At 31.9% G+C, this 18274-nt stretch carries 18 protein-coding genes; 10 read left to right on the top strand and 8 right to left on the bottom strand.

Features of this window, described 5'->3' with window-relative positions:
• Positions 1-61: 61 nt before the first annotated feature.
• On the bottom strand, positions 62-916 hold the full coding sequence (purU, locus tag HM981_RS01200) for a formyltetrahydrofolate deformylase (RefSeq protein ID WP_179336758.1): 855 nt from the start codon (positions 914-916) through the stop codon (positions 62-64).
• A gap of 145 nt (positions 917-1061) precedes the next feature.
• Between purU and HM981_RS01195 the strand changes: the two genes are divergently transcribed.
• The 4 genes from HM981_RS01195 to HM981_RS01180 all read left to right on the top strand — a co-directional run bounded on the left by HM981_RS01195 (position 1062) and on the right by HM981_RS01180 (position 6537).
• On the top strand, positions 1062-4475 hold the full coding sequence (locus HM981_RS01195; protein ID WP_179336757.1) for a methylmalonyl-CoA mutase family protein: 3414 nt from the start codon (positions 1062-1064) through the stop codon (positions 4473-4475).
• A 132-nt stretch (positions 4476-4607) separates the two neighbouring features.
• Positions 4608-5081: an OsmC family protein gene (locus HM981_RS01190; protein ID WP_179336756.1), complete on the top strand. Its 474-nt coding sequence runs from the start codon at positions 4608-4610 to the stop codon at positions 5079-5081.
• Between the two features lie 244 nt (positions 5082-5325).
• The gene (locus HM981_RS01185; protein WP_179336755.1) at positions 5326-5865 is read left to right on the top strand and encodes a sigma-70 family RNA polymerase sigma factor; all 540 of its coding nucleotides are present in this window, start codon (positions 5326-5328) and stop codon (positions 5863-5865) included.
• Positions 5866-5925: 60 nt separating this feature from the next.
• Complete coding sequence (locus HM981_RS01180; RefSeq protein WP_179336754.1) at positions 5926-6537, top strand: DEAD/DEAH box helicase; 612 nt, start codon at positions 5926-5928, stop codon at positions 6535-6537.
• A 38-nt stretch (positions 6538-6575) separates the two neighbouring features.
• Here HM981_RS01180 and HM981_RS01175 read toward each other — a convergent pair whose 3' ends face one another.
• Positions 6576-6971: a hypothetical protein gene (locus HM981_RS01175; RefSeq protein ID WP_179336753.1), complete on the bottom strand. Its 396-nt coding sequence runs from the start codon at positions 6969-6971 to the stop codon at positions 6576-6578.
• 118 nt (positions 6972-7089) lie between these two features.
• On the opposite strand from HM981_RS01175, the gene HM981_RS01170 reads away from it, so the two are divergent.
• Entirely contained in the window at positions 7090-7533 is a 444-nt protein-coding gene (locus HM981_RS01170; RefSeq protein ID WP_179336752.1) for an Lrp/AsnC family transcriptional regulator, read from the top strand.
• Here HM981_RS01170 and HM981_RS01165 read toward each other — a convergent pair whose 3' ends face one another.
• Both HM981_RS01165 and HM981_RS01160 read right to left on the bottom strand, forming a co-directional pair.
• The gene (locus HM981_RS01165; protein WP_179336751.1) at positions 7534-8508 is read right to left on the bottom strand and encodes a YpdA family putative bacillithiol disulfide reductase; all 975 of its coding nucleotides are present in this window, start codon (positions 8506-8508) and stop codon (positions 7534-7536) included. It lies immediately after the preceding gene.
• Positions 8509-8517: 9 nt separating this feature from the next.
• Entirely contained in the window at positions 8518-8895 is a 378-nt protein-coding gene (locus HM981_RS01160; RefSeq protein WP_179336750.1) for a VOC family protein, read from the bottom strand.
• A gap of 272 nt (positions 8896-9167) precedes the next feature.
• Here HM981_RS01160 and HM981_RS01155 point away from each other — a divergent pair, with 272 nt between their 5' ends.
• Positions 9168-9767: a DUF1684 domain-containing protein gene (locus HM981_RS01155; RefSeq protein WP_179336749.1), complete on the top strand. Its 600-nt coding sequence runs from the start codon at positions 9168-9170 to the stop codon at positions 9765-9767.
• Between the two features lie 26 nt (positions 9768-9793).
• Here the strand turns inward: HM981_RS01155 and HM981_RS01150 are convergent, their stop codons facing one another.
• The 4 genes from HM981_RS01150 to HM981_RS01135 form a co-directional block, all read right to left on the bottom strand.
• A complete protein-coding gene (locus tag HM981_RS01150; protein WP_179336748.1) occupies positions 9794-10258 on the bottom strand; it encodes a GNAT family N-acetyltransferase in 465 nt (154 codons plus the stop codon).
• Positions 10259-10261: 3 nt separating this feature from the next.
• The gene (locus HM981_RS01145) at positions 10262-11116 is read right to left on the bottom strand and encodes a hypothetical protein (protein ID WP_179336747.1); all 855 of its coding nucleotides are present in this window, start codon (positions 11114-11116) and stop codon (positions 10262-10264) included.
• 71 nt (positions 11117-11187) lie between these two features.
• On the bottom strand, positions 11188-12006 hold the full coding sequence (gene kdsA, locus HM981_RS01140; RefSeq protein ID WP_179337654.1) for a 3-deoxy-8-phosphooctulonate synthase: 819 nt from the start codon (positions 12004-12006) through the stop codon (positions 11188-11190).
• A 98-nt stretch (positions 12007-12104) separates the two neighbouring features.
• On the bottom strand, positions 12105-12464 hold the full coding sequence (locus tag HM981_RS01135) for a hypothetical protein (protein ID WP_179336746.1): 360 nt from the start codon (positions 12462-12464) through the stop codon (positions 12105-12107).
• A gap of 213 nt (positions 12465-12677) precedes the next feature.
• Here HM981_RS01135 and typA point away from each other — a divergent pair, with 213 nt between their 5' ends.
• The 4 genes from typA to HM981_RS01115 all read left to right on the top strand — a co-directional run bounded on the left by typA (position 12678) and on the right by HM981_RS01115 (position 18269).
• The gene (gene typA / locus HM981_RS01130) at positions 12678-14474 is read left to right on the top strand and encodes a translational GTPase TypA (protein WP_179336745.1); all 1797 of its coding nucleotides are present in this window, start codon (positions 12678-12680) and stop codon (positions 14472-14474) included.
• Between the two features lie 299 nt (positions 14475-14773).
• Positions 14774-15646 carry a GNAT family N-acetyltransferase gene (locus tag HM981_RS01125; protein WP_179336744.1) on the top strand — a complete coding sequence of 291 codons (873 nt, stop codon included), beginning with the start codon at positions 14774-14776 and terminating at the stop codon, positions 15644-15646.
• 220 nt (positions 15647-15866) lie between these two features.
• Positions 15867-16961 carry a DegT/DnrJ/EryC1/StrS family aminotransferase gene (locus HM981_RS01120; protein ID WP_179336743.1) on the top strand — a complete coding sequence of 365 codons (1095 nt, stop codon included), beginning with the start codon at positions 15867-15869 and terminating at the stop codon, positions 16959-16961.
• Positions 16962-18269 (top strand): O-antigen translocase, encoded by a 1308-nt coding sequence (locus HM981_RS01115; RefSeq protein WP_179336742.1) that lies wholly within the window; start codon positions 16962-16964, stop codon positions 18267-18269.
• Positions 18270-18274 lie beyond the last annotated feature (5 nt).

The raw sequence follows: 18274 nt of genomic DNA, 5'->3' as shown, positions 1-18274 counted from the left end.
TTAATTATACTTTTTATTTATAGCAAGTTGTAGCCAGATTTATTGTCTTTTGCTAATTTTATTAAGAGAATATTATAGTCTTATTGTTATATACCATCACTTTTCTATTCGCATGAAGTTTTATAGCATTAGACAACACAATTTTTTCTAAATCACGTCCTTTGGCTATTAAATCTTTTATAGAATGTGTATGTGAAACTCGTGCAACATCTTGTTCTATAATAGGACCTGCATCGAGTTCTTCAGTTATATAATGACTAGTTGCACCTATGATTTTTACACCACGTTTATAAGCAGAATGATAAGGTTTTGCACCAACAAAAGCAGGTAAAAAGGAATGATGAATATTAATTATTTTATTAGGATATTTATCAATTAAGGTGTCAGATACAATTTGCATGTATCTAGCTAATACCACAAAATCAATGTTGTGCGTTTCTAATAATTCTAGTTGTTTCTGTTCTGCCTCATCTTTTGTAGCCTTGGTAACAGGAATATGAAAAAAAGGAATATTAAAACTGTCTGCAATGGGTTTTAAATCGAGATGATTACTCAATATAAAAGGAATCTCTAAAAATAATTCACCCGAGTTATAACGACCAAGAATATCGTATAAACAATGGTCATATTTTGAAACAAATAGCGCCATTTTTGGCTTTTGTTCTGCAGCATAAATACGCCATTTTAGATTGAATTTTTCAACCAAAGTACTACTGAATAGTTCTTTGAATTCTTCAAGAGAAAAAGTACTTGAAGCAAACTCGCACTCTAAACGCATAAAAAATATATCTTGTTCTCTGTCAACATGTTGATCTATGTAAACAATATTTCCTTCATTAGAAGCCATGAAATTGGTAACTGAAGCAATTATATTCGATTGATCTTTACAATTGATGAGAAGCGTAATCTTATGCATAAAATTGATCTTAAATTAGTTGATAAAAGTAATTAAAATAGTATGCTATCGCTACTTTCTTTAAATTTTAGATAATTAGTGAATGTTGCTTTAAATTTTTGAATATTCCTTAAATTTGTCACTCAAAACAGCAATATTTTTACGAATGAAACAAGTTGCACCTTACAAGCCAAAATATAAAGTACGTATAGTTACTGCTGCATCGCTCTTTGATGGGCACGATGCTGCGATAAACATCATGCGTCGTATTATACAATCTACAGGAGTAGAAGTGATCCATTTAGGTCACGATAGAAGTGTAGACGAAGTGGTAAATACGGCCATCCAGGAAGATGCTAATGCTATTGCGTTAACATCTTATCAAGGAGGACACAATGAGTATTTTAAATATATGTACGATTTGCTCAAGGAAAAAGGAGCAGGTCACATTAAAATCTTTGGAGGTGGTGGTGGAGTGATTCTTCCTGCAGAAATTAAGGAATTAATGGATTATGGAATTACCAGAATCTATTCTCCAGACGATGGAAGGGCATTGGGTTTACAAGGCATGATTAATGATTTGGTACAACTATCGGATTATGCAATTGGAGATCAATTAACAGATGAAGGTAAAATGCTTCATGAAAAGAATTCAAAATCTATTGCAAGAGTAATTTCTTCAGCTGAAAATTTCCCTGAGGTTGCTAAAGAGACTTTAAAAGTTATTCATGAAAAGAATAAAAATTCTACAACACCAGTTCTAGGAATTACGGGAACAGGTGGGTCAGGTAAATCGTCTTTAGTTGATGAGTTAGTTCGCCGGTTTTTAATCGATTTCCCGGATAAAACTATTGGTTTGATTTCTGTAGATCCGTCAAAACGTAAAACAGGTGGAGCGCTTTTAGGTGATCGTATTCGTATGAATGCAATTAATTCGCCTAGAGTTTATATGCGTAGTTTGGCTACACGTCAATCTAATTTGGCATTATCTAAATATGTAAATGAAGCTATTGAAGTTTTAAAAGCGGCTGAATACGATTTAATTATTCTTGAAACTTCTGGTATCGGACAATCAGACACCGAGATTATGGAGCATTCCGATGTTGCACTTTACGTGATGACACCAGAATTTGGAGCAGCTACTCAACTTGAAAAAATTGATATGCTAGATTTCGCAGATTTAGTAGCCATTAATAAATTTGATAAACGCGGTTCTTTAGATGCTTTACGTGATGTAAAAAAACAATACATGCGTAACAATAATCTTTGGGATGTTCACCAGGATGATTTACCTGTTTATGGCACAATAGCTTCGCAATTCAATGATCCAGGAATGAATACGCTTTACAAAGCGATTATGGATAAATTAGTTGAAAACGCAGATGCTGATTTAAAATCTACATTTCATATTTCTGATGAAATGAGTGAGAAGATTTTTGTGATTCCACCAAGTAGAACACGTTATTTATCTGAAATTGCAGAAAGCAATCGCGCTTATGATAAAACGGCTAATGTTCAGGTTGAAGTCGCTCAGAGATTATATGGTATTTATAAAACATTAGAATCTGTTTCTGGTGTGGCATTAAACTTATCGAAATACGGCATTGAAAACGAAGGATTAGAAGAATCTCTAGCAGATGATCAATTTATAAAACTCTTGTTTGCAGAATTCGATCGTGTAAAACTAAACCTAGATCCTTATAATTGGGAAGTCATTACAGGTTGGGACGATAAAGTAAATAAGTATAAAGACCCAATTTATTCTTTTAAAGTAAGAGATAAAGAAATAAAGATTGAAACCCATACAGAGTCATTGTCTCATTCTCAAATACCAAAAGTAGCGTTGCCAAAGTATCAAGCTTGGGGAGATATTTTAAGATGGTGTTTGCAAGAAAATGTACCAGGAGAATTTCCTTACACAGCAGGATTGTATCCTTTTAAAAGAACAGGTGAAGATCCAGCACGTATGTTTGCAGGAGAAGGTGGACCAGAACGTACCAATAAGCGTTTCCATTATGTAAGTATGGGATTACCTGCTAAGCGATTATCTACAGCTTTCGATAGTGTAACACTTTATGGTAATGATCCCGATTTGCGTCCAGATATTTATGGTAAAATTGGTAATGCAGGTGTTTCTATCTGTTGCTTAGATGATGCCAAAAAATTATATTCTGGTTTTGATTTAGCCAATGTAATGACGTCGGTGAGTATGACAATTAATGGTCCTGCTCCAATGTTATTAGGCTTTTTTATGAATGCTGCCATAGATCAGCAATGTGAATTTTACATTAAAGAAAATGGACTAGAAAAAGAAGTTGAAGCTAAAATCGCAAAGCTTTATAAAGGCAAAGAACGTCCATTTTATAATGGAGATTTACCGGAAGGAAACAATGGTTTAGGATTGATGCTTTTAGGTGTTACTGGAGATCAAGTATTACCAGCAGATGTTTACGCAGAAATTAAAAAGAATACCATCGCTCAAGTTAGAGGAACGGTTCAAGCAGATATTTTAAAAGAAGACCAGGCTCAAAACACATGTATATTCTCTACGGAATTTGCATTGCGTTTAATGGGAGATGTTCAAGAGTATTTTATTGAGAATAATGTACGTAATTTCTATTCGGTTTCTATTTCTGGTTATCATATTGCAGAAGCAGGAGCGAATCCAATTACGCAACTGGCATTAACGTTATCTAATGGATTTACTTATGTTGAATATTACCTTTCTAGAGGGATGGATATCAACAAATTTGGACCTAATTTATCATTCTTCTTTTCAAATGGTATAGATCCAGAATATGCTGTTATTGGTCGTGTGGCTCGTAAGATTTGGGCAAAAGCCATGAAACATAAGTACGGAGCTAATCCAAGAGCACAGATGCTTAAATATCATATTCAAACATCTGGACGTAGTTTACATGCTCAAGAAATTGATTTTAATGACATACGTACATCGCTTCAAGCGCTGTATGCTATTTACGATAATTGTAATTCATTACATACCAATGCTTACGATGAAGCGATAACAACACCAACGGAAGAATCGGTTCGTAGAGCTATGGCAATTCAACTGATTATCAATAAAGAATTAGGATTAGCTAAAAATGAAAACCCAATTCAAGGGGCTTTTATTATTGAAGAATTAACCGATTTAGTAGAAGAAGCTGTATTGTTAGAGTTTGATCGCATCACAGAACGTGGAGGCGTTTTAGGAGCAATGGAAACGATGTATCAACGAAGTAAAATACAAGAAGAAAGTTTGTATTATGAAACGTTGAAACACAACGGAAAGTTCCCAATTATTGGTGTAAACACTTTCTTAAGTTCTAAGGGGTCACCAACGGTTGTTCCTGCGGAAGTTATTAGAGCAACCGAAGAAGAAAAGCAGTTTCAGATTAAAACATTAGCGAACCTTCATGAAGCAAATGATACAGCAGCATTGTTAACTGATTTACAACAACGCGCCATTAATAACGAAAATATATTCGAAGCTTTAATGGAAGTTTGTAAAGTATGTAGTTTAGGTGAAATTACGGCTTCGTTATTTGAAGTAGGAGGTCAGTATCGCAGGAATATGTAAGCATAGAGCTTCTTTTCGTTTTTTCGAAAAGTGTGCGAATCGCTTATCCCAAATTAGTTTTGGGATCTCGACAAATAAAACAAAAAAGCGTTTCATTTTGAAACGCTTTTTTACATCAATAAATAAAATAACATGTCCATCAAGCACACATTTAAAGCTACTGTTAACTGGGATATTAATGAAGGTGAAAGCACACAAAATCCAAGGACGTTTAGTAGAAATCATGAAGTTGTAATAGCAAATAAAGTTTCGCCATTACAAGTTTCTGCAGCAAAAACCTTTAGAGGAGATGATAGATTATATAACCCAGAAGACTTATTGTTATCTGCTTTAACATCGTGCCACATGATGTCTTATTTATACGTTTGTGCACAACATAAAATTGAAGTATTAAATTATACAGATCAATCTGAAGGTGATTTAGATGTAGAATCTTCAGGAAAGGGGAGTTTTAAAACCGTAAGATTAAAACCAGTAGTCACTATAAGAGATGAAACTAAAAAGGAACTGGCTTTAAGCTTACATCAAAAAGCAAATGAACTTTGTTTTATAGCCAACTCTTGTAATTTTCCTATATCTCATGAAGCCATTATTTTGGTGGAATAATTCAATTTGAAAAAATAATCACATCTTTTTGCATCTTTTTGAAACCTTTCTCGTCTATTATATGAACTTAAAAATCATAGATCATGAAAAATAAAGAATGTACTTGCAACTGTGAAGGTTGCTCAAAAGGAAATTGTAAAAACTGTACATGTGATAATTGTACTTGTACAAATTGTAATTGTTAATTTAATGTTAGTTCGGATATGAAGTTTTGTATCCGAACTAATTTTAATTAAATTAGAGTATGACGACAAAAGATGTTTGGGGAATTTATGCTGAGGATGTAAAACACTTTATTTTAAGTAAAGTCAAGGATACTGACGTTACTGAAGATATTCTACAAGATACTTTTATAAAAGTACACACAAAGTTACATAGCTTAAAAGATGAAGACAAGTTGAAACCATGGCTGTTTTCTATTGCTCGTTATACAATTTTGGATTATTTCAGAATGAATAAAAAAGAAATTCCGGTTGAAGATTTAGAAATAGAATCTGAACCAGAACCCAAACAACATTCTGAACAAGATTGCCTAAGAGGTATCATAAAAAGCTTGCCTAAAAAATATAGAGATCCTTTATTTTTATCTGACATAAAAGGCTTAAAACAACAAGAGGTTGCTAATCAATTACAGTTGTCCTTACCAACGGTAAAATCTCAAATTCAACGTGCTAGAAAACAGATAGCACAAGGTTTTATGGACTGTTGTGGTTTTAAAATGAATGACGAAGGCCACTTAGTTGGAGAAATACAAGACAAAGCGGACTGTAAAGTTTGTCATTAGTAGTATCTTTGAAACTTCTATAGCTATATTGTTAATCCAGCTATTTTTATAATCAGTAAGATGTCTTTCAAAAAATTACACCCTTTATTAAAAGAATCCTTAGAAAACGCAGGATTTGAAACTTCAAATCCATTGCAGAAAAAAGTGCTTCCAACTTTAAAAGGAGGTTCAAGTGCTTATATCATTGCACCAAAAGGAAGCGGAAAAACCACAGCGTTAATTATTGCTACAATTCATAAATTAAAAGCTGAAGCCGTTGAGGATTCTCCAAGAGCTGTTATTGTTGTAAAAGATAAAGAAGATGCGTTGGCGTTAAAGGAAGAGTTTGAACGTTTTACTAAAAATACAGATCTAAGAGTTTATGCACTTTATGACGAGTATGATATTGAGAAACAAAAAACAGAAGTTTATTTCGGACAAGATATTGTTATTGCCTCTCCAGCACGATTAAGTAAACTTTATTTTTTAAATGGAATTCACTTAGGAGAAGTGCAATTCTTTGCGATAGAAGAAGCAGATTATCTAGCACGAAGTAACGGCTATAACCATATTTTAAGATTGTCTGAAAGTATTAACAAATGTCAATTTGTAATTACATCAGATACTATGAATTCTAAAATACAGAATTATCAAAACTCCTTTATGAGTAATGCACATTTAATTAAAGGCTAACTATATAAGTTCTTTTATTATTTTTTTGATCACTAACGTTATAAAGTCATCATCCAGTGACGTTGTAGTTTTCTAAACTTTTTTAATTCACCTCTAAGAATTGGCAAGTAATCTTTGCCATTACTATTCGATTTTTCTAGTCGTCTGCAATTGCTGTATAAACGCGTTGTTAACCGGTCTAAACTTTCTAAATGTTTACTTTTTTTATCAGAACAACGTTCTTGCTCCGCATTAATAATTTGAGGAGCCAAATTTGTGGATTGTTGTACTATATCACCAGTGAAATAAATATTCTGATCCTCTGAACCATCTGGATTTAAATAGGATAGATCTTGATTGAGATAGGTTGAAATACTTCGAGAAAGCACAATAATATCCATTGCCTTTTGGTAAATAGGCAAATCAGAAAAATGCGATGGTAGGTTATAACTCATAATTTCAATAGCAGTGAATACGAAATTAAGGACTAATTTTCAAAGCTAACTTTAATAATTAAAGTGTTATTGTATATTTGCTTTAGTATTTGTGTTTTTTATAGTTAAATTATTTAATATGTTTATTGACGAGTTAAATTGGAAGATTTTAAAGTGTCTTCAGCAAAATGCACGCATGTCTAATGCAGAGATTGGTAGACGAGTAGGGATTACATCTCCAGCAGTTTCAGAACGCATAAAGAAGTTAGAAGATGCTGAAATTATACAAGGTTATACCACTTTTGTATCGCCTTTAGAAGTTGGTTATCAGTTTAAAGCATTAATTACATTACGCGCTTTTATGGGAATGCTAAAACCCTTTTTAGAAAAAGTAAAAAGCTATGATGAGGTTGTAAATTGCTATAGAATTACAGGTAATGAAAACATAGTTATGGAAGTGGTTTTAAAAAACCAAAGACATCTTGAGGCCTTTATCGATCAGCTCATTATTTTTGGTGAAACAAAAACACAAATTGTACTTTCTCATGTTATTAAATACAGTGAGGTAAAACCTGTAAAGTAATTAGCTGATACTTTTTTCAATATCATTTGCAATCATTTTAGCATGGATTCTAGAATTTTCTATAAACCATTTATGCGTTTCTAAACCACCACAAATTACGCCAGCCAAATAGATACCCTTAACATTAGATTCCATGGTGTCACTATTATAAATAGGAATTTGTTTTCCGTCTTTTGAAAATTTAATTCCAGCTTTAGTCAAAAATTTAAGATTTGGTCGGTATCCTGTAAGTGCAATTACAAAATCGTTAGGCAGATTTATAGTTCCATTTGGTGTTTTAACTATAATCTCATTGGGCTTAATTTCTGTGATCTCAGAATTGAAATACGCTTTAATACTACCTTCTTCAATTCTATTTATAATATCTGGTCTTACCCAATATTTTACACGTTCTCCGATGGCTTCTTTTCTTACAATCATAGTAACATTACCACCTTTTCTGTAAATTTCTAAGGCTGCATCTACAGACGAATTACTTGCACCTACAATAGCAATGTTTTGCAACGTAAAAGGATGTGCTTCTTTATAGTAATGTTGCACTTTTGGTAAGTCTTCACCAGGAATATTTAATAAATTAGGAATGTCATAAAACCCGGTTGCAATGATTACTTTTTTAGTTTGATATCTTGCTTTGTCTGATGTTACATTAAATCCATCAACTGTTTTTTCAATGGTTTGTACGTCTTCAAATAAATTAATGTTTAATTGGTTGGCTGTTGTAACACGTCTGTAATATTCTAAGGCTTCATTTCTGGTTGGCTTAGGGTTGTTACTAATAAAAGGAATGTTGTCAATTTCTATTTTATCAGATGTTGAAAAAAATGTCATATTTAAAGGGTAATTAAATACGGAATTAGTTAAAGCCCCTTTTTCAATAACGGTATAATCCCAATTTCTTTTTTTACATTCTAAGGCACAAGCAATCCCAATTGGTCCTGCTCCTATAATTATAACGTCTTTATATTTTGTATTCATTTTACGGTTTTAATTTATGCGCCAAGGCGGACTTTTTCTGTTTTTTCCTGCGTGATAAATAATAATTGGATTACCATCAGGATCGTTTAAATGCGCTTCGCACCAAAGCCAAGGTTGTTCTATAATTTGAGAATTAAAAATAATACCTTTTTGTTGAAGATTAGAAACTGTTTCAGAAAGATTTTCAACTTCAAAATATAAAGTTGTGCTTTTAACAGTGGGTAATTCTTTAGTCTTATGAATTGAAAATGTAGCATCATCATCAGGACATTCAAATCTAACATAACGTGGTGAAGCATCTACAATTAAATTTAAACCTAATGTTTTATAAAACACAGTTGATTTTGCAACATCTGCAGATGCTATAGTGATTTGATTTAAATTCATTTTGATATACTTTAATAATAACGCTAATAAGGAACAACAACAATGAGATTCATCTTATTTGCATACTGATTTGTAGTTGAGATTATAAATATAAAACCTAAGATATTAAAGTTGGGCTTCTGAATATTGTTATATTGTATGTAAGTATAGTTACTATAGATATATGTCTCTAAATCGTTCTTTATAAATTATAGAGGCTGTTGCATTATTTTACTTCGTGATAATTGAAATAAAATTGGATATGTTGTATTTTTGATATTCAAAATTTAAAAATGAGAATTTTAATTGCCTTACTTATTCTAGGATCTTTTCTGAGTTGTGGAGAAAGTGAAAAACAGATTTTAGTTGAAACGCCTTTTCAAGAAAAAATGAATTCAGAATTTAAGGATGCTTCAAAGTCGCCTTTAAAATCTAAGGATTTGAAAACATTTAAAGGTTTAGATTTTTTTGCTTATGATTCTGCATTTGTGGTAACTGCGATTTTAAAACGAACTGCGAGTACAGATTGGTTTGATATGAAAACAACCACAGACCGTTTGTCTAAAGAACGGGTTTATGGTATTTTATCATTTGAATTAGAAGGCAAGTCTTTTCAATTGAATGTTTATCAGGGTGAGAAACTTATGAAAAAAGAAGGTTTTGAAGACTATTTGTTTCTGCCTTTTTTAGATCATACAAATGGTTCTTCAACTTACGGAGGAGGACGCTATATAGATTTAAATATTCCTGAAGGTAATAGCTTAGTGTTAGATTTTAATTCCGCGTACAATCCGTATTGTGCTTACAATGAAAAATTTTCATGTCCAATTGTACCACGAGAAAATTATGTTGACTTAGAGATAAAAGCAGGTGTGAAGGCTTTTGTGAAGTAATAGTTATACTGCCTTTGTAAGAAAGTTTAAAAGATCTTTTCAACTAAATAATTATCAAAAGAAACTCCTTTGATACTCTTCTTCTGTTTTTTTAATACTTCAAAATATTTGTTATCAAAAAAAGGCAAAGCTGTTTTACTTACATCAGATTTTAACACTTCAAAATCATTCATCATCACTTGAGATTCAACAATACGAAGCAACTTAGAACCAACACCTTGACGTTGGTGATCTTTATGTACAAATAAACCCTCTAAATAATTGCCGTTTTTTAAGTAGGCAACACCAAGAATATTGTTTTCAACTTCAGCAACAATAAAATAAAATTTAGTAATTCGTTTTTCCCACTCTTCAATATCATCTGCTCCAGAAGCCCAAGCTGTAATTTGCTTTTCGGAATAATGCTTCTTGTTAATGCTAGTAATTGTATCTCTAAAAATAGTAGTGATTTCAGGAATATCGTGTAAAGTTGCCGTTCTTATTTGTATCATAATTTATAATCTAAAGATGCCACCGAAAGATACCACACGTTGAAAAAAGTAAAAACTTTGTTCAGCATGATCAGATGTGCTATCTGTGGTTCTAATATCATTCATATTTATATAACCACCTTTTGCATTTAATTGCACAAAAAAGTACTTGAAGAAGGTTAAGTTTAATCCGAGATTAGCAGATAAACCATAACCTGAGACATGAAATTGGTCGTATTTTTCTTTTTGTAATAATGTTGTATTCGTTTTAGGAAATAAGAAACCGCCACCAATACCCTCGGTTAGGTTCACTTGGAATATATCCGTGTTATTAATGCCAAATATGGATGAGATATCATCATACCTCGCAATTTCAGTATAGATATAATTGAGACCGTCAGTGTGTTCAAATTTTAATAAATCTTCAGAGATAAATACGCTTTCGTTATTAAAATCACCATTGTAAATACTTCCAGCATCACTTTCTGGTAAATCAATATAGCCGTTTACAGTTCTGTCTCTGTTTCTATTCATGACATATTTCATGTGGTCTAAACCCAAGGAAACGGTGTAATGGTCTGAAATAAAATAACCTAATTTAGCATTGGTTTGAGGAATGGTCATCCTAGCAGGATTAACATAATCGATATGCCAACCTTTAGGTTTGTCTTTTGCAGTGGCATCACTAATTGTAAAATCGTAATCATCTCCCTTAAAACGGATATCTGATTTAGAATACGCACCTCTATTTCCTCCCCAACTCACAAAAAATTTACCTTTGTTGGAAGCTGTGTATTTTAGTGTTTGTTCTGTTTGGCCGTGTGCAATTGTGCACAAAATAGTGAATCCAATACATAGGATTCTGTTAAAGTAGTTCATAAGAAATGTCCGTAATGGAAATAAATAGACGTGAGTCTTTCAATGTACTTACAATAGTTTATAAAATAATATTATAATGAATTGATCGTTTTTCGAATAGCGACCAAATTAGTTAATAAACCTTCTAGGTTATCTAAATGCAACATATTAGCACCATCACTTTTTGCATTTGCAGGATCAAAATGAGTTTCAATAAATAAACCATCAACGTTATTTACAATTCCAGCTCTAGCAATAGTTTCAATCATGTCTGGTCGTCCTCCCGTAACACCAGTACTTTGGTTAGGCTGTTGTAAAGAGTGCGTTACGTCTAAAACTGTTGGTGCATATTCGCGCATGGTTGGGATGCCTCTAAAATCTACAATCATATCTTGATACCCAAACATGGTACCTCTATCTGTAATCCAAGCTCGCTCATTACCAGCATCTCTCACTTTTTGTACGGCATGTTTCATGGCTTCCGGACTCATAAATTGTCCCTTCTTTAGATTCACTACTTTGCCAGTTTGAGCTGCAGCAATAACTAAATCTGTTTGTCTCACTAAGAATGCAGGAATCTGTAATACATCTACATACTCTGCAGCAAGCGCCGCGTCAGATGCTTCGTGAATATCTGTTACAGTTGGTACATCAAAAGTTTCAGAAACCTTTCTGAGAATTTTTAAGGCTTTTTCATTTCCAATACCTGTAAAACTATCGATTCTACTTCGGTTTGCTTTTTTGAAACTGCCTTTAAAAACGTAAGGGATTTCAAGTTTATCAGTGATTTTTATAACTTTTTCTGCAATACGCATTGCCATGTCTTCGCCTTCAATAGCACAAGGGCCACAAAGTAAAAAGAAGTTATTTGAATCGGTATGTTTTAATTTTGGAATTGTAATCAAAGCTATATACTTAAATTGTTAGGCAACAAAGATACAATTATGAATGCTTAGTTGAAACTATGTTTATTTGATATTTAATTGCAAAGTTTCAAATTCGCTATTTTTTAAAATACCTTTTTTATACTATTACGAACAATCCATAAAGACATTACAAAATTTCCAATAACTAAAAGGCCACCATAGAATAACAACTTTTTAGAAGCTTCTGTCCATTGTATAATGTTTAATAAATCAAATAAGTAAGCAAATATGAGATATGATGATAAGCAAACAAAAATGATACCTAATGAAAAATTTAATTTTCGTGTAGGTTTAATTAATTGCCATAAAAAAGGAATACCAAATAATAAAATAGGATATGCAGAGATGCCGTTACTTTGGTTAATTTCTGTAAACCAATATATAATTACTGATAAAAAATAAAAATAAGGAATAAACCTTGTGTATTTACTAAGGGTAGCCATCTGTTTTAATATTTTAGGGATCAGATTAATCTGTTTTGATTATTTTATGAAAGCCTATTTAGTAGTCTATTTTTTAGGGAAAACTTTACATAATTCATCAATTATCAAACGAAAGATACATTGTGAAATTGCGTAATAATGAAATTATAACATATAATTAACGAATTGAGTAGAATAAGATGTACCTTTGCACGCTTAAAATAAGGCACAATTATGGCTAATATTAAAAACATTGCAATTATTGCACACGTCGATCACGGAAAAACTACGTTGGTTGATAAAATCATGTATCACTGTCAATTGTTTCGTGATAACGAAAACACAGGTGACTTAATTCTAGATAACAACGATTTAGAACGTGAAAGAGGTATTACAATTACTTCTAAAAACGTTTCTGTAGTATATAAAGATACTAAGATTAATATCATTGATACTCCTGGTCACGCCGATTTTGGTGGTGAAGTAGAGCGTGTATTAAATATGGCAGATGGTGTTGTGCTATTAGTAGATGCCTTTGAAGGTCCTATGCCACAAACGCGTTTTGTATTACAAAAAGCGATTGACTTAGGTTTAAAGCCTTGTGTGGTTGTAAACAAAGTAGATAAAGAAAACTGTACTCCTGATGAAGTACATGAAAAAGTTTTCGATCTAATGTTTGAACTAGGTGCTGAAGAATGGCAGTTAGATTTTCCAACGGTTTATGGTTCTGCAAAGAACAACTGGATGAGTGATGATTGGAGAAATGAAACTGAAAATGTTGAGCCTTTATTAGATATGGTTATTGAGCATGTACCAACTCCTGTATTTGAAGAAGGAACAACTCAAATGTTAATTACATCTTTAGATTTCTCTTCTTTTACTGGTCGTATTGCAATTGGTAGAGTTCAAAGAGGAACTATAGTAGAAGGACAGCAAATCGCTTTAGTAAAAAGAGACGGAACGATTACAAAAAGTAGAATTAAAGAAGTCTTTATTTTTGAAGGTCTAGGCCGTAAAAGAGTAAAGAGCGTACAAACTGGAGATATATGTGCGCTTGTAGGTGTTGAAGGTTTTGAAATTGGAGATACAGTTTCAGATATTGAAAACCCTGAAGGTTTAAAGTCAATTGCAATTGATGAGCCTACAATGAGCATGTTATTCACTATTAACGATTCTCCTTTCTTTGGTAAAGACGGGAAATTTGTAACATCTCGTCACATTAAAGATCGTTTAGAAAAAGAATTAGAGAAAAACTTAGCAATGCGATTGGGCGAAACAGCCACAGCAGATAAGTTTATGGTTTTTGGTCGTGGTGTATTACACTTATCGGTTTTAATTGAAACGATGCGTCGTGAAGGATATGAATTACAAATTGGACAACCACAAGTAATTATCAGAGAAATTGATGGTGTTAAATGTGAACCAATTGAAGAATTAACAATTGATTTACCTGAAACGGTTTCTGGTAAAGCTGTAGAGTTTGTAACGAAACGTAAAGGTGAGTTATTAAGTATGGTTACTAAAGGTGAGCGTATGATTTGTGAGTTTATGATTCCTTCTCGTGGTATTATTGGTTTACGTAACCAATTACTAACAGCAACTGCTGGAGAAGCTATTATGGCACACCGTTTTAAAGAATACCAGCCTCTTAAAGGTGAAATTCCTGGACGTATTTCTGGATCTTTAATATCTATGGAAAATGGAACTGCAATTCCTTATTCAATTGATAAATTACAAGATAGAGGTAAGTTTTTCGTTGAGCCAGGAGAAAATATTTACGAAGGTCAAGTTATTGGTGAGAACTCTCGTCAAGATGATATGGCTGTAAATATTACAAAAGCTAAAAAGCAAAGTAATGTACGTAGTTCTGGTGCAGATGATAAAGCTAAGATTGTTCCGGCAATTAAATTCTCTTTAGAAGAAGCTTTAGAATACATTCAGAAAGATGAGTATGTAGAAGTTACACCAAATCACTTAAGATTACGTAAAATCTACTTAAAAGAGACAGATCGTAAACGTAACAAGTTTTAGAGAAACGTTTATTTCATAAGTATTATTAAAAGAGAAACACTGAAAAGTGTTTCTCTTTTTTTTGTTTTGTAAATAGATGTTCATTTTTAAGGTGTTGCCAATTTGTATTGTTTTCCTTTCTTTTATAGAATTCTCTGTAATAAATAAACTTAACTATTAGTTTTTTATTTACTTTGGTCTATAACTAAAAAGTAAATATCATTTTCAAAGTAAAAAAATATCAACCTAACTTACAATCGGAATGGGATGCGTTTGTAAAAACGTCTAAGAATGCCACATTCTTGTTTCAGCGTGATTTTATGGACTATCACAATGATCGGTTCAAAGATTGCTCAGTAATGGTATATAAAGGGGATCAGCTATACGCATTACTACCTGCAAATGTTGTTGGAGATAAAGTAATCTCTCACCAAGGATTAACATACGGAAGCTTTGTGCTTCAAGATCAATCAAAATTTTATTATGCTTTTGAGGCTTTCAAAGCTATGCTTGCTTTTTATCATGCTGAAGGTTTAATACAACTAGAAATAAAGGTTATTCCTACATTTTATAACAAGATGCCAGCAGATGAATTAGATTACTTTTTATACAAAGCAAATGCGCAGTTGTTAAAAAAAGAGGTGTTAATGATTATTGATTATTCGCATAAACTACGCTTTCAGAAAAATAGAAGGGAAGGCATTAATAAAGCTTTACGTTCTAATGTTGTATTAAAGTTAGATACTAATTTTAAAGATTTTTGGTCTGACGTTTTAATTCCTAATTTAGAGAATAAACATGGTGTTAAACCCGTGCATTCATTAGAGGAAATAGAATTATTAGCATCACGTTTTCCAAACAATATTAAACAAGTAAATATCTATAAAGACGGAAAAGTAGTTGCAGGAACAACGGTGTTTTTAACAGAAACAACAATACATCCTCAATATGTCTCAGGTAATTTAGATAAAAACACGCATGGAAGTCTTGATCTTGCTTATGATTTTATAATCAACAAAATGTGTGATGATAAACGCTATTTTGATTTTAATATTTCTAGTGAAGCTAACGGAACAAAAATTAATGAAGGTCTTATTTTTTGGAAAGAAAGTTGTGGTGCAAGAAGTCATACTGCTAATACATTTGTTTTAAAAACAGATTGTTATAAAACTTTAGAGATTCCTAAAACTTAATTGTTTTGTCGTTTTTTTTTCAATTCTTTGATGTTATTCTCAATAGAGTTCTTAAAATCCGTATACTATAAGTTTTAATTTAACCAATTGTTGTTTTATATTTCGGAGACTAATTTTACTTTTAAAATATAATTTGTTTGTTCAAGTAAATCTAAAGTGTGTTTATAGTTTAATGTAGGAATATGACAAAGAAATCTCCAAATTTCTCGAAATTAAAATTATGATTAAATTCTTAGACCTACACAAAATAAATAACCGTTTTCGTGCCGAATTTCAGGCATCCTTTAGTAAATCGCTAGACGACTCGTATTTTATTTTAGGTAACAATGTATCTAATTTCGAAAATGAATTTGCAGCTTATTGTGGTACCAAATTTTGTGTTGGTACAGCGAATGGCTTAGATGCACTTACTCTAATTTTAAAAGGTTATATAGCTTTAGGAAAATTAAAAAAAGGAGATAAGGTTATTGTGCCTGGTAATACATTTATTGCTACAGTGCTATCCGTTTTGCATGCAGAATTAATTCCTGTTCTTGTAGAACCTAATTCCGATACCTATAATATCTCTGTCTCCACAGATAAGTCAATATTCGTTGATGCTAAAGCTCTAATTATGGTGCATTTGTACGGACAACTTACAGATGTAGAAAGTTTTCAGAAAATAGCAAAAGATTTTAATTTACTTTTAATTGAAGATGCAGCACAGGCGCATGGTGCTAGATGCAATCTAGGAAAAGCAGGTAGCCTGTCTCAAGCAGCAGCTTTTAGTTTCTATCCTACCAAAAACTTAGGTGCACTTGGAGATGGTGGTGCAGTTACAACAAACGATGCGCAACTTTTGGAGGTGTTAAAATTATTACGTAATTACGGAAGTCATAAAAAGTATACGAATAAAATTATTGGTTTTAATAGTCGCTTAGATGATATGCAAGCGGCATTTTTAAGTGTAAAATTAAAAGTATTAGATGCTGATAATGCAGCACGACGATCTGTTGCTAAAAAATATTTAGAAGGTATAAATAATTCAAAATTGAAATTACCTTTTTACGATGGTTCAAAAAATCATGTGTTTCATGCGTTTGTAATTGAGGTTGATGATAGAGATCACTTTAGTGCTTTTTTAGATCGTAATGAAATTGAATGGTTAATCCATTATCCAATTCCACCACACCAACAAGAAGCGTTAAAATTATTTTCACATTTTAATCTTCCACTTACTGAGAAGATTCATAAAAGAATTATAAGTTTACCAATGAGTCCTGTAATGAGAGGTGAAGACATTCAAACCGTTATAGACGTTTTAAACACCTACTAATTGAAAAAGTTTATTAATTATATAAATAATGAAGTTTTAGTAAAAGCGGCTAGGCTAAATATGACTAGTATTAGCTTAAAGATTATAGCTGGTATTTTAATTTCAAAATTTATTGCCGTTTATATAGGTCCATACGGAATGGCACTTGTAGGTAATTTAAGAAATTTTCTGAGCGCATTGCAGTCTTTATCTATTTCCGGACTTTACAAAGGTGTAGTTAAATTTATAAGTCAATCTAAAAATGATGCAGTTAAACTTGCAGAGACTTTATCTACCGTATTTTATTTTGGCTTTTTTACGTCTACATGTTTAGCCTTTTTATGTTATTACAACGCACAGGCTATAAATAATATTATTTTTTCACCATATTACAACTTCACTTATATTATAGAAACGGTTGCTATCGTTTTGCCATTATATGCTTTAAATATGTTTGCTTTTTCCATTATGAATGGGTTTTCTAAGCATAAATATTTGCTTCTTATTAATATGCTTGCTCAGGTTTTGGGCCTTATGGTAACATTAATTTTAATATACCAAGAAAATATTGACGGAGCATTAACAGCTATAGTTATTATGCCAGCACTTAATTTACTAATCACTATTGTTGGTATTGCTTTTAGAAAAAATTTAATAGCATCAGTTAAAATCACACAAGTGAGTTTTACGGTGTTAAACAAATTGAGTCCTTTTATGATTATGGCATTGGTTAGCGCAATTGCCTTACCTATTGTAATGATTACTATACGGAATTATATTTCGGATGAATTAGGAATTAAGGCAGCAGGTTATTGGACGGCAATGACGCGTATTTCAGATTATTATTTAATGTTTTTTAATTCGTTAATGGCATTATATGTTTTACCTCGGTTTTCTGAAATTAATTCCAAACAAGAATTTAGAAAAGAAGTAGTTAATATCTATAAAAGTATTATACCTACCTTTTTGGTAATGCTACTTATTATTTTTTTCAGTAGGTCAGTGCTTATAAATATATTATTTACAGAAGCATTTAGACCTGTAGAAAATTTATTTGGCTACCAAATAATAGGAGATATTATACGTTTACTTTCTATGGTAATTGCGTATCAGTTTTTAGCAAAAAAAATGTTTCTACATTTCATTATTTTAGAAGTGTTTTTATTTGTAATCATGTATTTGTCTAGCATTTACTTAATTGATGAGTTCGGACTTCAAGGAGCTGTAATGGGACATTGTGTGAGTTATTTTATGTACTTCTGCATACTATTATTACTATTTAGTAGTTCATTGTTTGGTGTAACCGAAGAAGGTTTGGACAATAATTAAAATAG

The sequence above is a fragment of the Winogradskyella ludwigii genome, from assembly GCF_013403985.1.
Lineage (GTDB): Bacteria > Bacteroidota > Bacteroidia > Flavobacteriales > Flavobacteriaceae > Winogradskyella > Winogradskyella ludwigii.
This window is presented reverse-complemented; position numbering and strand designations above follow the sequence as displayed.

Coding starts and splice junctions, on each gene's coding strand:
- purU (WP_179336758.1), bottom strand. CDS start 916: ATGCATAAGATTACGCTTCTCATCAATTGTAAAGATCAATCGAATATA.
- HM981_RS01195 (WP_179336757.1), top strand. CDS start 1,062: ATGAAACAAGTTGCACCTTACAAGCCAAAATATAAAGTACGTATAGTT.
- HM981_RS01190 (WP_179336756.1), top strand. CDS start 4,608: ATGTCCATCAAGCACACATTTAAAGCTACTGTTAACTGGGATATTAAT.
- HM981_RS01185 (WP_179336755.1), top strand. CDS start 5,326: ATGACGACAAAAGATGTTTGGGGAATTTATGCTGAGGATGTAAAACAC.
- HM981_RS01180 (WP_179336754.1), top strand. CDS start 5,926: ATGTCTTTCAAAAAATTACACCCTTTATTAAAAGAATCCTTAGAAAAC.
- HM981_RS01175 (WP_179336753.1), bottom strand. CDS start 6,971: ATGAGTTATAACCTACCATCGCATTTTTCTGATTTGCCTATTTACCAA.
- HM981_RS01170 (WP_179336752.1), top strand. CDS start 7,090: ATGTTTATTGACGAGTTAAATTGGAAGATTTTAAAGTGTCTTCAGCAA.
- HM981_RS01165 (WP_179336751.1), bottom strand. CDS start 8,508: ATGAATACAAAATATAAAGACGTTATAATTATAGGAGCAGGACCAATT.
- HM981_RS01160 (WP_179336750.1), bottom strand. CDS start 8,895: ATGAATTTAAATCAAATCACTATAGCATCTGCAGATGTTGCAAAATCA.
- HM981_RS01155 (WP_179336749.1), top strand. CDS start 9,168: ATGAGAATTTTAATTGCCTTACTTATTCTAGGATCTTTTCTGAGTTGT.
- HM981_RS01150 (WP_179336748.1), bottom strand. CDS start 10,258: ATGATACAAATAAGAACGGCAACTTTACACGATATTCCTGAAATCACT.
- HM981_RS01145 (WP_179336747.1), bottom strand. CDS start 11,116: ATGAACTACTTTAACAGAATCCTATGTATTGGATTCACTATTTTGTGC.
- HM981_RS01135 (WP_179336746.1), bottom strand. CDS start 12,464: ATGGCTACCCTTAGTAAATACACAAGGTTTATTCCTTATTTTTATTTT.
- typA (WP_179336745.1), top strand. CDS start 12,678: ATGGCTAATATTAAAAACATTGCAATTATTGCACACGTCGATCACGGA.
- HM981_RS01125 (WP_179336744.1), top strand. CDS start 14,774: ATGGACTATCACAATGATCGGTTCAAAGATTGCTCAGTAATGGTATAT.
- HM981_RS01120 (WP_179336743.1), top strand. CDS start 15,867: ATGATTAAATTCTTAGACCTACACAAAATAAATAACCGTTTTCGTGCC.